This is a genomic window from Pseudomonas sp. Fl5BN2, from assembly GCF_009908205.1.
In the GTDB taxonomy this organism is placed as follows: domain Bacteria; phylum Pseudomonadota; class Gammaproteobacteria; order Pseudomonadales; family Pseudomonadaceae; genus Aquipseudomonas.
The window spans coordinates 37,390-50,519 of the sequence record NZ_JAAARL010000002.1 but is presented as its reverse complement, the minus strand read 5'-3'; the positions used below and the strand labels follow the sequence as shown (position 1 = coordinate 50,519).

Here is a 13,130-nt window from a genome sequence, read left to right as displayed (position 1 = left end):
GGTTCGTTCTGGGGCTGTGGCGAGTCCGCCACGCCGCGATCGATGGTCGACACGGCCTCGTGGTCGGCGGTTGCTACATACCTTCCCTGGCGCGATTCAGCGCGCTTTATTGCCGTATCGCTGCCAAGCAGTCAGTCATAAGGCAGCGCCCATTCTTTGATGCCGGGAGCCCGCAGTAGCTGGCGCTCCAGGACGGCGACGCAGTGGACGGCTGATCACCCGTGCGTTGACCGTGGGTGATGAGGCAGGTGGGGCTGCCGGCCCCTGGAAGGGACTGGGGATGGCCGGCAGCAGTCGACTCAGCGTTCGGACAGTGAGAACTGAGTCAGGCAGAAGGTCGGGATGCCCATGTCTTCCAGTTTCTGCGAGCCGCCCAGTTCCGGCAGGTCGATGATGGCGGCGGCTTCATAGATCTTCGCACCCATGCGCCGGACCAGATTGGCCGCGGCGATCAGCGTGCCGCCGGTAGCGATCAGATCATCGAACATCAGCACTGAATCACCTTCGCACAGGCTGTCGGCGTGCACTTCGAGGAAGGCTTCGCCGTACTCGGTCTGGTAGCCCTCAGCGAGCACATCCGCCGGCAGTTTGCCCTGCTTGCGAAACAGGATCAGCGGCTTATTCAGTTGGTAGGCGATGATCGAGCCGATCAGGAAGCCCCGGGCGTCCATGGCTCCGATGTGGCTGAAGTCTGCTTCGACATAACGCTGGGCGAAACTGTCGGCCACCAGGCGCAGGGCTCGGGGAGACTGGAACAGAGGGGTGATGTCACGGAAGATTACGCCCGCTTTCGGGAAGTCGATGACAGGGCGGATCAGGGATTTGATGTCGAAGGAGTCGAAGGCCATCTTCAGGTGTCCTGGCGGGCAAAATAGGCCGCGCCAGTATACCTGCGACCGAGCGGCTTGGCTCAGTCGCATGAGGTGTGGATCAGCCTTCTACCGAGCCGCCGGCCAAGGCGCAGAGCTGGATCGGATTGAGGATGTGCACCTCTTTGCCTTCAGCGGCAATCAGTTCGTTCTGCTGGAAGCGGGTGAACACCCGGGATACGGTTTCCACCGCCAGGCCCAGGTAGTTGCCGATTTCGTTGCGCGACATACTTAGGCGGAACTGGTTGGCCGAGAAGCCACGGGCGCGAAAACGTGCTGACAGGTTGACCAGAAAAGTGGCAATACGCTCGTCGGCAGTTTTTTTCGACAGCAGCAGCATCATTTGCTGATCGTCGCGGATCTCGCGGCTCATGACTCGCATCAACTGACGGCGCAACTGCGGCAATTGCAGGGCCAGTTCGTCGAGACGTTCAAAGGGGATTTCGCATACCGAGGTGGTTTCCAGCGCTTGCGCCGAAACCGGGTGGCTTTCGGTGTCCATGCCGGACAGGCCTACCAATTCGCTGGGCAGGTGGAAGCCGGTGATCTGTTCTTCGCCACCGTCGCTGAGGCTGAAGGTTTTCAGAGCACCTGAACGTACGGCATAGACCGAGTCGAAGCCGTCACCCTGACGGAACAGGAACTCGCCTTTTTTCAATGGGCGGCCACGTTTGACGATTTCGTCCAGCGCGTCCATGTCTTCCAAATTCAAGGAAAGTGGCAGGCACAGAGGAGCCAGGCTGCAATCCTTGCAATGGGCCTGGTTATGAGCGCGCAGTTTAACTGGCTCGGACATTCTAGAATCCTTGTGGGAAAACACACATAAGCCGTAAGGGTAACTCACGGGAGGAGGTTCCGGCCAGTCCGTGCCGTGTTGACTGTTAGTCGTAAAGCAATCCTTTTGTAGGTCGATAACCTGTTAACGAAAGTAACTAGGGGAGCTGAAAACATACCGTCGGGTGGCAGTATTGCTAATGGCAGCAATAACTTGCAGTCACTTCCTGAGCCTTCGAAAAATATTGACGGCAATCAACTAAGGGTGTCCTCATTAGTTGCAGAACCTACGCTCGAGGAGGGCGTCAAAGTGTCGCTGTCAGGGCCGGGGCTGAAGAAATCCGCCGTAGCCAAAGGGCGCGACCGCGATAGCGAGGAAAGTGGTCTGCCCGGAATATTCAACAGCTCCTCAAAATGATCAGAAAATTGCAACAATAGATTGCCGAAACCCTGGTCCAGCTTCAGGCCGTCATGGCCGACAAACACTTGAGCCCTGAAGAGGCCAAAGTCCGGATCGGTAGCCTGCAATCAGCACTGGCAACGCTCGACGGCGGTTTACTAACCGCCAATGCCTCCCTGGCCAAGGCGATGAAAGGGGCGGGCTTGAGTCCTGAGCAGATGATGAAAGCGGCCTCGCTGCTCATGAAGTCCTAGATCACCCGGGAAAAGCGCTGACGATTCTGCTGGCCCAGGTACGCATCGAAGACCATGCACACCGAGCGCACCAGCAAACGCCCGGCGGGCAGCACGGTGATCGTTTCGCTGCTGAGTTCGATCAGGCCATCGTCGGCCATCTCTTCCAGTTCCGGCCAAAGTTCATTGAAGTAGCCGCGAAAGTCGATATTGAATGCTTGCTCGATCTCTTCAAACTTAAGACTAAAGTTGCAGATCAGTTGTTGAATAACTTCACGGCGCAGACGATCGTCGGCATTACATACCAGTCCACGACTAGTGGCCAGTTGCGCGCCGGCCAAGGCGTTTTGATAATGCGTCAGGTCACTGCTGTTCTGGCAGTAGAGATCACCGATCTGACTGATGGCGGACACCCCCAGACCAATCAAGTCGCAATGACCGTGAGTGGTATAGCCCTGGAAGTTGCGTTGCAGGGTCGACTCCTCCTGGGCGATGGCCAATTCGTCATCGGGCAGGGCGAAGTGGTCCATGCCGATATAGCGATAGCCGGCCGCTGTCAGTTGCTCGATGGTACGTTGCAGCATCTGCAGCTTTTCCGCAGGCGCTGGCAGCTCAGTGCCGTTGATTCGCCGTTGCGGCATGAAGCGCTCGGGCAAGTGGGCATAGTTGAACACCGAGAGCCGATCCGGCTGCAGGCTGATGACTTCTTCCACGGTTCGGGCGAAGTTGTCTGGAGTCTGCTTGGGCAGGCCGTAGATCAGGTCGATGTTGATCGAGCGAAATTGCAGGGTGCGTGCCGCCTCGATCACGGCCCGGGTTTCTTCCAGGCTCTGCAGGCGGTTGACCGCGCGTTGCACCGCCGGGTCGAGGTCCTGCAGGCCGATGCTGACCCGGTTGAATCCCAGTTCCCTCAGCAGGCCCATGGTCGACCAATCGGCCTCTCGCGGGTCGATCTCGATGCCGTAGTCGCCGGAGTCGTCGTCGAGCAGATTGAAATGCTTGCGCAGCAGGGCCATCAGCTGGCGCAGTTCGTCGTGGTTGAGAAAGGTCGGGGTGCCACCGCCGAAGTGCAGTTGCTCGACCTTTTGGTTGGGGGCCAGGTGACAGGCGATCAATTGCATCTCCTGTTCCAGGCGCTGCAGGTAGGGCAGGGCACGGCTGCGATCTTTGGTGATGACCTTGTTGCACGCGCAGTAGTAGCAAATGTTGGCGCAGAACGGGATATGCACGTACAGCGACAATGGGCGTTGGGCCTTGCGGCTGTCACGCAGGGCGTGCAACAGGTCGAAGGCGCCGACTTGGCTGTTGAATTGCACGGCGGTCGGGTATGAGGTGTAGCGTGGTCCCGCCAGGTCGTAACGGCGGATCAGATCTGTGTCCCAACGAATGGCGTCGAGCATGCGGGAATTCCCCCGGATAGGCTGGCAGTGTTCGCGAGTCTAGGAGGTTCAGGCCTTGGCCATCTTGACTTGTATCAAGGGTGTTCGGGAGCCGCTGGAGTAGCACCGGCGGGCTGTACAGGCCTTTTAGGCGAGTACTTTCCCGGGATCAGTGACCCATCAGCCAGTGCTGGTGAGGGCCCGGCAGGGTCCAGATGCCGAAGAGCATCACCAGCAGGCCGCCGGCCAGGCGCACGCTGCGACGGCGCAGCAGGGCGGTAACCCGCTCCGCCGCAAGGCCGGTAGCCAGCAGCACTGGCCAGGTACCAAGACCGAAAGCCAGCATCAGCAAGGCACTGTCCAGGGCATTGCCCTGACTCGCAGACCACAGCAGGGTGCTGTACACCAGGCCGCAAGGCAGCCAGCCCCAGAGCGCACCCAGCAGCAGCGCGCGGGGCAGGCTGGAGACTGGCAACAGGCGGTTGGCCACGGGTTGGATATGCCGCCACAGGCCCTTGCCCAGACCTTCGATGCGGGTCAGGCCGCTCCACCAGCCAGCCAGGTACAGACCCATGGCGATCAGTAGCAAGCCGGCCAGGACCCGCATGAACAGCGCTACCGGGCTGCTGGCTACCGCCCAGCCCGCCAGGCCGAGCAGTAGACCGGCCAGGGCGTAGCTGAGAATGCGGCCCAGGTTGTACGCCAGCAGCAGGCGAAAGCGTCGTCTGCGTTGCTCCGGGGGAATCGCCAGGGTCAGCGCCCCCATCAGGCCGCCGCACATGCCCAGGCAATGGCCGCCGCCCAGCAGGCCGAGGATCAGCGCTGAAACCAGCAGGGGAGCTAGCTCAAGCATGGGGCGGTTCCGGTTTTTTCACGGGTTCGGCGTCGTTTGCCGGCGGCCGTTTGACTTCGTCCACCGCTGCAGTGTGGCTTGGGTCCTGGTCGTCGAACAGGATGCTGTGGGCCGGGCCGTCGAGGTCGTCGTACTGACCGCTGTCGACGGCCCAGAAGAAGATGTAGATAGCGATGGCCACGATCAACAGGGCGGCCGGGATCATCACATAAAGAGCAGGCATCTGGACTCCAGGCCCGGCGGCTCAGGCCGGCAGCGGGCGGGTTTCGGGGGTACTGGCGCTGTCGGCCGACCGCGGCATGCGGGTCAGGCGCAGGGCATTGAGCACCACGGTCAGGGAACTGATGGACATGCCGATCGCGGCCCATATGGGGGTGATCCAGCCGAGGGCGGCGAATGGCAGCATCAGGCCATTGTACAGCCCGGCCCAGAGCAGGTTCTCGATGATTACCCGACGGGTCCGACGGGCCAGGCTGAAGGCCTGTACCAGGGCATCCAGGCGGTTGGACAGCAGCACGGCATCGGCACTGGTCTTAGCCAGGTCGGTGGCCGAACCCATGGCGACGCTGATGTCGGCTGCAGCCAGCACCGGTACGTCGTTGACGCCGTCACCCAGCATCAGCACCTTGCGACCCTGCTGATGCAGTTGTTGCAGTATCTGCAGTTTGTCATCCGGGCGCAGGCCGCCGTGGGCTTCATCGATCTGCAGCTCGGCGGCGACGCTGGCAACCATCGGCGAGCTGTCCCCGGAAAGCAGCAGGGTGCGCCAGCCGCGGGCCTTACAGGCCGCTAGCAGGGCTGGGGCGTCGCTGCGCAAGCGATCATCGAGCACCAGCCAGGCAAGGGCGCCCTGGCTGTCGCCAAGCAATAGCCACTGGCCGGGTTCGTCGGGCATTGGCGGAACCGCGCAGCCACTGAGTTCACAGACGAATGCCGGTTGGCCGATGCGCAAGCGTTGTGTACCGACCAAACCCTCCAGCCCCAGCCCTGGGCTACTGGTGACTTCTTCGGCGGCCACCGGCGCGCGGCCGAAAGCCCGGGCGATGGGGTGTTCCGAGCGGTTCTCTAGGGCGGCAGCGAGGCTCAGGCAATCAGCGCTGGATAAGCCACCCAGTGGCCGGATGGAGCGCAATGCCAGGCGCCCTTCGGTGAGGGTGCCGGTCTTGTCGAAAATCACCGTGTCGATCTGATTCAGGCCTTCCAGCACATGGCCGCGGGTCAACAGCAGGCCGAGTTTATGCAGGGTTCCGGTGGCGGCGGTCAGGGCAGTGGGGGTGGCCAGGGACAGCGCGCAGGGGCAGGTGGCAACCAGCATCGCCAGGACGATCCAGAAGGCCCGTGATGCGTCCAGCTGCCACCACAGCAGGCCAATGGCAGCCGCGGCAATCAACGAAAACAGCAGGAACCATTGCGCGGCGCGGTCGGCGACTTCCGCCAGTCGCGGTTTTTCCGCCTGGGCCCGGTCCAGCAGGCGCACGATGGCTGATAGCCGAGTGTTCTGGCCCAGGGCCTGGACTTCCACGGTCAGTGCGCCTTCGACGTTCAGGGTGCCGGCAGTGACCGTGTCACCCTGGCTGCGGGGTTGTGGCAGGTACTCGCCGGTGAGCAGGGATTCGTCAACGCTCGACTGGCCGTCGAGGATCTTGCCGTCCGCCGGCAGCACCGCTCCGGGGTGCACCAGCACCCGGTCGCCCAGGCGCAGCTCGGTGAGCAGGATGCGTTCGCTCTGGCCGTCATCACTCAGGCGCAGGCAGGAGGCTGGCAACAGGTTGACCAGTTGCGCGGTGGCCGCGGCGGTACGCTCTCGGGCGCGTCGCTCCAGGTAGCGTCCGGCGAGGAGGAACAGGGCGAACATGCCGACCGCGTCGAAATACAACTCGCCGACCCCGCTGATGGCGGTCCAGATGCCCGCCAGATAGGCTCCACCGATGGCCAGGGACACCGAGACATCCATGGTCAGGTGTCGGGTGCGCAAATCACGCATGGCGCCTTTGAAGAAAGGTGCGCAACTGTAGAAGACGATAGGTGTGGTAAGGAACAGCGCGACCCAGCGCAGGATGGTGTGCAGCTCCGGGCTCAGGTCGATGTTGAATTCCGGCCAAGTGGCCATGGTTGCCATCATGGCCTGGATCCACAGCAGTCCGGCGACTCCCAGCTGGCGCAAGGCCAGGCGGTTCTCGCTGGCCAGTTGTTCCGAGGCGCGGTCCGGTTGATAGGGGTGGGCGGCGTAACCGATGTGCCGCAGTTCGCTGAGGACCTGGCTCAGGGGCAACTGAGCGTCTGCCCAGCGCACATACAGGCGATGGTTGGACAGATTCAGCCGGACCTCGGCCACCGCCGGCACGCTGCGCAGGTGTTTTTCGATCAGCCAGCCGCAGGCGGCGCAACTGATGCCTTCCATGAGCAGGGTGGTTTCCGCCAATTCGCCTTCGTGGCGAACGAAGGGTTGCTGCACGTCGGCGCGGTCATACAGCGCCAGCTCGTCTAGCAACTGGACGGGGAGGGCTTGCGGGTTGGCCGATGCTTCACTGCGGTGGCTGTAGTAATGCTCCAGGCCGCCCGCGACGATGGCCTCGGCCACCGCCTGGCACCCCGGGCAGCAGAGCTCTCGGGATTCGCCGAGCACGACGGCGGTGAACCGGCTGCCGGCGGGAACCGGCAGGGCGCAGTGGTAGCAAGGCAGTGGCGTGGTCATCGGCGGTCTTTGTGGTCGGGGAAAAACTCATCGCCGACCCGTCGACTTCCACCCTGACAGGGTGGGCGGCGGGCCGGCGATGTATGACAGGTGTTGATCAGTTCAGATCTTCCGCGCCTTGCAGCGGTTCGTCACCCAGCAGCAGGTCTTTGTCGTGGCTGACCTGTTCTTCTTCGAACATGCGCCAGGTCTTGTCGCCTTCGATCCCCAGCAGTTCGACAAAGCGGCGGCCTTCGACCTTGTCGGTCAATTGGCCGATGTAGCGACCGTGTTCGCTCTCACTGCGGGTCAGGCTGATCTTGCGATCCTTCTCCGGCTGGGTCGGCGAGATCAGGTTCAGCTCAAGGGTCTTGGGCTGGCTGTCGCCGCTCAGGCGCAGATCGACTTCGCCGGTGACTTCATCAAGGTGCACGTTGGCGCGCATCTTCAAGGTCTGGGCCAGCAGTTCGCGGTCCAGGGAGCGGTTGATGCCCTTGCCGGCCTCGTAGTAGTTGTCGTTGACCAGGTTGTCCGGGTTGTTCACGGCAATGGTCACCATGGACAGGGTCAGGGTAACCGAGCAGGCGAGGATACCGATGATGATCCAGGGCCAGAGGTGCTTGTACCAAGGGCTAGTGGCTGTGGCTGTGGGCATGGTCACTTCTCTGTTAACGATTTTGTGGGCCGATGAACCGGCTCTTGGCTTCAACGTGGACACTGTCATCGTCGGCATCCTTGAGGATGAACTTCACCTCGTTGGTGGTCGACGGCAGTTGTTCCGGGGCCACCGAAAGCTCCACTGGCATGCTGACGATGTCGCCGGCTACCACGTGGATCTCGCGTTTGCCCTGCAGTTTCAGGTCCGGCAGGCCGGCGGCGTCCAGCAGATAGGTGTGATCGTGCTGGTCCTTGTTCATGATCTTCAGGCTGTAGACGTTTTCGATCCGGCCTTCGGCATTCTCGCGGTACAGCACGCGGTCCTTGCTGACGTCGAAGCCCACCAGTGGACGCATGACGAACGCGGTGACCAGCAGGCTGATCATCGCCAGCAGCACCAGGGCGTAACCGATCAGGCGCGGACGCAGTTTATGGGTTTTCTGCCCGGAGAGGTTGTGTTCGGTGGTGTAGCTGATGAGCCCGCGAGGGTACTCCATCTTGTCCATGATGTTGTCGCAGGCGTCGATGCAGGCGGCGCAGCCAATACATTCGATCTGCAGGCCGTCGCGGATGTCGATGCCGGTGGGGCAGACCTGAACACACATGGTGCAGTCGATGCAGTCGCCCAGGCCCATGGCCTTGTAATCGGCGCCTTTCTTGCGCGGGCCACGGGTTTCACCGCGGCGCGGGTCGTAGGAAACGATCAGGGTGTCCTTGTCGAACATCACGCTCTGGAAGCGTGCATAAGGACACATGTAGATGCACACCTGCTCCCGCAGCCAGCCGGCGTTGCCGTAGGTCGCCAGGGTGAAGAAACCGACCCAGAAATACGACCAGCCATCAGCCTGTCCGGTGAAGAAGTCGATGACCAGTTCGCGGATCGGCGAGAAGTAGCCGACGAAGGTCATGCCGGTGAGGAAGCCGATCAGCAGCCAGAGGCTGTGCTTGCTGAGCTTGCGCAGGAATTTGTTGGCGCTCATGGGCGCCTTGTCCAGCTTGATACGCTGGTTGCGGTCGCCTTCGGTGACCTTTTCGCACCACATGTAAATCCACGTCCAGACACTCTGCGGGCAGGTGTAGCCGCACCAGACACGTCCGGCGTAGACGGTGATGAAGAACAGGCCGAAGGCGGCAATGATCAGCAGGCCGGAGAGCAGGATGAAGTCCTGGGGCCAGAAGGTGGCGCCAAAAATAAAGAATTTACGTTCCGGCAGGTTCCACCAGACCGCCTGGTGGCCGCCCCAGTTGAGCCAGACGGTACCGAAGTACAGGAGGAACAATCCGGCGCCGCCAACCATGCGCAGGTTGCGGAACAAGCCGGTAAAGGCGCGGGTGTAGATTTTTTCCCTGGAGGCGTAGAGGTCGACGCTGTTAGTCGTGTTTTTTGCAGGCGGGGTAACGTTTTGTACGGGAATCTGGTTGCTCATCATTGCATCCCACGGCAGTGGAAAAATGCCTCGGTCAGTACGTGCCGACCGGGGTCAAAAGGGGTATTGCGGTGGCGCAATGATACGCCTGTAGCTCTAGCGCAAGGGTGCGACCTTTGGTCGCGTTGGGGGAAATCAACTGATGGTGTAATGACTTGAATCAATTGACTTGTGAATTATGGACCGTTTTGCGCTTCCCGCCGTTCAAATTTTCAGCAGGTTGAGCAGACGTCTGCTAAAGGACCGTGCCTCTGTCTTGCGGGGGATGCCACCTTTGGCTCATGGGCCAGGGTGTTTGTGGTAAGTAGCGCGTTTATTGTCGGGCTTCGGTGGATGGAGTCGGGCGCAAGGCAGTGGCGCAAATAAAACGGCCCCGCCAATGAGAGTTGGCGGGGCCGTTGGGTTTTGCTTTCAGGCGTCGGTGTTACTCGGCGTCGGCCTGCTTGTCACCGTGGGACAGGCTGTAGACATAAGCCGCCAGCAGGTGAACCTTGTCGTTGCCTTGCAGATGATCCTGAGCAGGCATCACGCCCTGACGGCCGTAACGAATAGTCTGCTGCAGTTGAGCGAAGCTCGAACCGTAGATGAACGCTGCCGGGTGAGTCAGGTTGGGCGCGCCCATGGCTGGGGTACCCTTGCCTTCTGGGCCATGGCAGACCGCACAAGTGGTGGCGAAGATCTTCTGGCCGTTGACCGGATCGGCCTTGATGCCTTCCGGCAGCTTGCGTCCATCGAGGTTGGTCAGTACGTAAGCGGCTACGTCACTCACGCCTTGCTCTTTCAGGCTATCCAGCCAACCTGGCATGATCGCGTGGCGACCGCCCATGATGGTGGTCTTGATGGTTTCCGGCTCACCGCCCCAGCGCCAGTCGGCGTCGGTCAGGTTGGGGAAGCCATAAGCGCCCTTGGCGTCGGAACCGTGGCAGACCGAGCAGTTGGAGGCGAACAGGCGACCGCCCATTTTCAGGGCTTGCGGGTCCTTGGCCACTTCTTCGATCGGCATGGCGGCGTACTTGGCGAAGATCGGACCGAACTTGGCGTCCGACTTGGCCATTTCTTTTTCCCATTCGTGCACACCGGTCCAGCCGGACTGGCCGTTGGCGAATGGGGTCTGCTTCTCGTTATCGAGGTAGGCGTAGCCAGGCAGGACGCCTTTCCAGTTGCCCAGGCCCGGGTACAGCACCAGGTAACCCAGGGCGAAGACGATGGTGCCGACGAACAGCATGAACCACCATTTCGGCAGTGGGTTGTCGTACTCCTCGATCCCGTCGAAGGAGTGGCCGACCGTCTCGTCGGTCTGCTCGGTGCGCTGGCCCTTGCGGGTCGACAGCAGCAGCCAGGTCAGGGCGAAGATGGTACCCAGACTGAGGACTGTAACGTACAGACTCCAGAACGTAGTCATTCTTTGTTACTCCTAGAAGCTTGCTCGACGTGCTTGATGGCGTCGGGATCATCCGCGAACGGCAACAAGGTCGCGTCTTCAAACTCGGACTTGCGCTTGGGGCTGAACACCCAGAGCGCCAAACCGATAAAGGCCACCATCACAACAAGGGTGCCCAGGCCACGAATCATCCCGATATCCATCTAGATCACCGTTTGCTTTTGATGATGGTGCCCAGGCCTTGCAGATAGGCCACCAGCGCGTCCATTTCGGTTTTGCCCTTCACTGCATCCTTGGCACCGGCGATGTCTTCGTCGGTGTAAGGGACGCCGAGCGTGCGCAAGACTTCCATTTTCTTCGCGGTGTCTTTGCCGTCGAGCTTGTTTTCTACGAGGAACGGGTAAGCCGGCATTTTCGACTCGGGGACCACGTTGCGCGGGTTGTACAAATGCGCACGCTGCCAGTCATCGGAGTAACGGCCACCGACTCGGGCCAGGTCCGGTCCGGTCCGCTTGGAACCCCACAGGAACGGGTGGTCCCAAACGCTTTCACCCGCGACCGAGTAGTGGCCATAGCGTTCGGTTTCCGCACGGAACGGGCGGATCATCTGCGAGTGGCACTGTACGCAACCGTTGGCGATGTAGATGTCGCGGCCTTCCAGTTCCAGTGCCGGGCGAGGCTTCATGCCTTCGACCGGCTTGTTGGTGACGTCCTGGAAGAACAGCGGGACGATCTGGGTCAGGCCGCCGATGCTCACGGCAATGACCATGAAGAAGGCCAGCAGGCCAATGTTCTTCTCGACTACTTCGTGCTTCATCAGTGAGCTCCAACTACAGCGATCTGAGCGGCGGCTTCAGCTTCAGCCGGGTTCGAGGCGCGAACGGTACGGAACACGTTGTAGGCCATGAACAGCATGCCGGCAGCAAAGAACGCACCGCCCACGGCGCGGACGATGAAGCCTGGATGGCTGGCTTGCAGCGCTTCGACGAAGGAGTAGGTGAGGGTGCCGTCATCGTTGATTGCGCGCCACATCAAACCCTGGGTGATGCCGTTGACCCACATCGAGGCGATGTAGAGCACGGTGCCGATGGTGGCGAGCCAGAAGTGCGTGTTGATCAGGCCGACGCTGTGCATTTGCTGACGACCGAAGACTTTCGGGATCAGGTGGTACAGCGCGCCGATGGAGATCATCGCTACCCAGCCCAGAGCGCCGGCGTGTACGTGGCCGATGGTCCAGTCGGTGTAGTGCGAGAGCGAGTTGACGGTCTTGATCGCCATCATCGGACCTTCGAAAGTCGACATGCCGTAGAACGCCAGGGATACCACCAGGAAGCGCAGGATCGGGTCGGTGCGCAGCTTATGCCAGGCGCCCGACAGGGTCATCATGCCGTTGATCATGCCGCCCCAGCTTGGAGCCAGCAGGATAATCGACATGGCCATGCCCAGGGACTGGGCCCAGTCCGGCAGCGCGGTGTAGTGCAGGTGGTGCGGGCCGGCCCAGATGTACAGGGTGATCAGCGCCCAGAAGTGCACGATGGACAGGCGATAGGAGTAGATCGGGCGCTCGGCCTGCTTGGGTACGAAGTAGTACATCATCCCGAGGAAGCCGGTGGTCAGGAAGAAGCCCACAGCGTTGTGACCGTACCACCACTGGATCATCGCGTCAGTCGCACCGGCGTAGGCCGAATAGGACTTGAAGAGGCTGACCGGCAGGGAGGCGTGGTTGACGATGTGCAGCATCGCGGTAACCACGATGAAGGCACCGTAGAACCAGTTGCCCACGTAGATGTGCTTGGTCTTGCGCTTGGTGATGGTGCCAAAGAACACCAGGCCGTAGACGACCCAGACGATCGCCAGGAGGATGGCTAGTGGCCATTCCAGTTCGGCGTATTCCTTGGTAGTGGTGTAACCCAGGGGCAGGGTCACGATTGCGCCGACGATCACTGCTTGCCAACCCCAGAAGGTGAAGGCCGCAAGGCTGTCGGAAATCAGTCGCGTCTGGCAGGTTCGCTGCACGACATAGTAAGAAGTGGCAAACAATGCACATCCACCGAAGGCGAAGATCACCAGGTTAGTGTGCAGCGGGCGCAAGCGTCCAAACGTCGTCCACGGCAGACCGAAGTTCAACTCCGGCCAGACCAATTGTGAGGCGATGAAGACACCGAGCCCCATGCCAAGGATCCCCCAGACCACCGTCATGATGGCGAACTGGCGGACTACCTTATAGTTATAAGCAGTCGGACTGATTGCTGTGCTCATTCTAAGGTTCCACGGTTTGGGTGTTTTATTAGGGATGAAAATCGGCCGCAAGTATGGAGAAAGCAGGGGGTCATTGCAACGCGCTATGACCTGGGTCAATGCGTTCCATGCCTGATTCTGCGGCCTTTCCCTATGCCGAGTAGGGACAAAAAAATGCCCTCGGACAAACTGTCGCAGTGGACAAGAAAGTCAGGGTTTCAGGTTAGTTGTAACCGGGCGTGTGG

At 61.0% G+C, this 13,130-nt stretch carries 13 protein-coding genes; 1 reads left to right on the top strand and 12 read right to left on the bottom strand.

The genetic code is table 11. From position 1 onward, the window contains the following. Positions 1-299 precede the first annotated feature (299 nt). Both GV819_RS02585 and fnr read right to left on the bottom strand, forming a co-directional pair. Positions 300-848 (bottom strand): adenine phosphoribosyltransferase, encoded by a 549-nt coding sequence (locus tag GV819_RS02585; protein ID WP_161753209.1) that lies wholly within the window; start codon positions 846-848, stop codon positions 300-302. 82 nt (positions 849-930) lie between these two features. Next, positions 931-1,665 carry a fumarate/nitrate reduction transcriptional regulator Fnr gene (fnr, locus tag GV819_RS02580; RefSeq protein WP_161753207.1) on the bottom strand — a complete coding sequence of 245 codons (735 nt, stop codon included), beginning with the start codon at positions 1,663-1,665 and terminating at the stop codon, positions 931-933. A gap of 449 nt (positions 1,666-2,114) precedes the next feature. Here fnr and GV819_RS33075 point away from each other — a divergent pair, with 449 nt between their 5' ends. Beyond that, on the top strand, positions 2,115-2,297 hold the full coding sequence (locus GV819_RS33075; RefSeq protein WP_256667326.1) for a hypothetical protein: 183 nt from the start codon (positions 2,115-2,117) through the stop codon (positions 2,295-2,297). Here the strand turns inward: GV819_RS33075 and hemN are convergent. From hemN to ccoN, 10 genes are all read right to left on the bottom strand, one after another. Then, positions 2,294-3,676, bottom strand: coding sequence for an oxygen-independent coproporphyrinogen III oxidase (hemN, locus tag GV819_RS02570; protein WP_161753205.1), 1,383 nt, complete (start codon positions 3,674-3,676; stop codon positions 2,294-2,296). The genes GV819_RS33075 and hemN overlap by 4 nt on opposite strands. A 148-nt stretch (positions 3,677-3,824) precedes the next feature. Then, positions 3,825-4,508 (bottom strand): sulfite exporter TauE/SafE family protein, encoded by a 684-nt coding sequence (locus tag GV819_RS02565; RefSeq protein ID WP_161753203.1) that lies wholly within the window; start codon positions 4,506-4,508, stop codon positions 3,825-3,827. After that, the gene (ccoS, locus tag GV819_RS02560; RefSeq protein ID WP_161753201.1) at positions 4,501-4,731 is read right to left on the bottom strand and encodes a cbb3-type cytochrome oxidase assembly protein CcoS; all 231 of its coding nucleotides are present in this window, start codon (positions 4,729-4,731) and stop codon (positions 4,501-4,503) included. Before ccoS ends, GV819_RS02565 begins: the two co-directional genes overlap by 8 nt. A gap of 21 nt (positions 4,732-4,752) precedes the next feature. Continuing rightward, positions 4,753-7,203 (bottom strand): heavy metal translocating P-type ATPase, encoded by a 2,451-nt coding sequence (locus GV819_RS02555; RefSeq protein ID WP_161753199.1) that lies wholly within the window; start codon positions 7,201-7,203, stop codon positions 4,753-4,755. A gap of 97 nt (positions 7,204-7,300) precedes the next feature. Then, on the bottom strand, positions 7,301-7,837 hold the full coding sequence (locus tag GV819_RS02550; protein WP_161753197.1) for a FixH family protein: 537 nt from the start codon (positions 7,835-7,837) through the stop codon (positions 7,301-7,303). 13 nt (positions 7,838-7,850) lie between these two features. Next, positions 7,851-9,266 (bottom strand): cytochrome c oxidase accessory protein CcoG, encoded by a 1,416-nt coding sequence (gene ccoG, locus GV819_RS02545; RefSeq protein ID WP_161753195.1) that lies wholly within the window; start codon positions 9,264-9,266, stop codon positions 7,851-7,853. A gap of 424 nt (positions 9,267-9,690) precedes the next feature. Next, positions 9,691-10,668, bottom strand: coding sequence for a cytochrome-c oxidase, cbb3-type subunit III (gene ccoP / locus GV819_RS02540; protein WP_161753193.1), 978 nt, complete (start codon positions 10,666-10,668; stop codon positions 9,691-9,693). Further along, the gene (locus GV819_RS02535) at positions 10,665-10,850 is read right to left on the bottom strand and encodes a CcoQ/FixQ family Cbb3-type cytochrome c oxidase assembly chaperone (RefSeq protein ID WP_011060239.1); all 186 of its coding nucleotides are present in this window, start codon (positions 10,848-10,850) and stop codon (positions 10,665-10,667) included. The genes ccoP and GV819_RS02535 overlap by 4 nt, the downstream gene beginning before the upstream one ends. 5 nt (positions 10,851-10,855) lie before the next feature. Next, a complete protein-coding gene (gene ccoO, locus GV819_RS02530) occupies positions 10,856-11,464 on the bottom strand; it encodes a cytochrome-c oxidase, cbb3-type subunit II (protein ID WP_161753191.1) in 609 nt (202 codons plus the stop codon). Then, positions 11,464-12,906 carry a cytochrome-c oxidase, cbb3-type subunit I gene (ccoN, locus tag GV819_RS02525; RefSeq protein ID WP_161753189.1) on the bottom strand — a complete coding sequence of 481 codons (1,443 nt, stop codon included), beginning with the start codon at positions 12,904-12,906 and terminating at the stop codon, positions 11,464-11,466. The genes ccoO and ccoN overlap by 1 nt, the downstream gene beginning before the upstream one ends. Positions 12,907-13,130 lie beyond the last annotated feature (224 nt).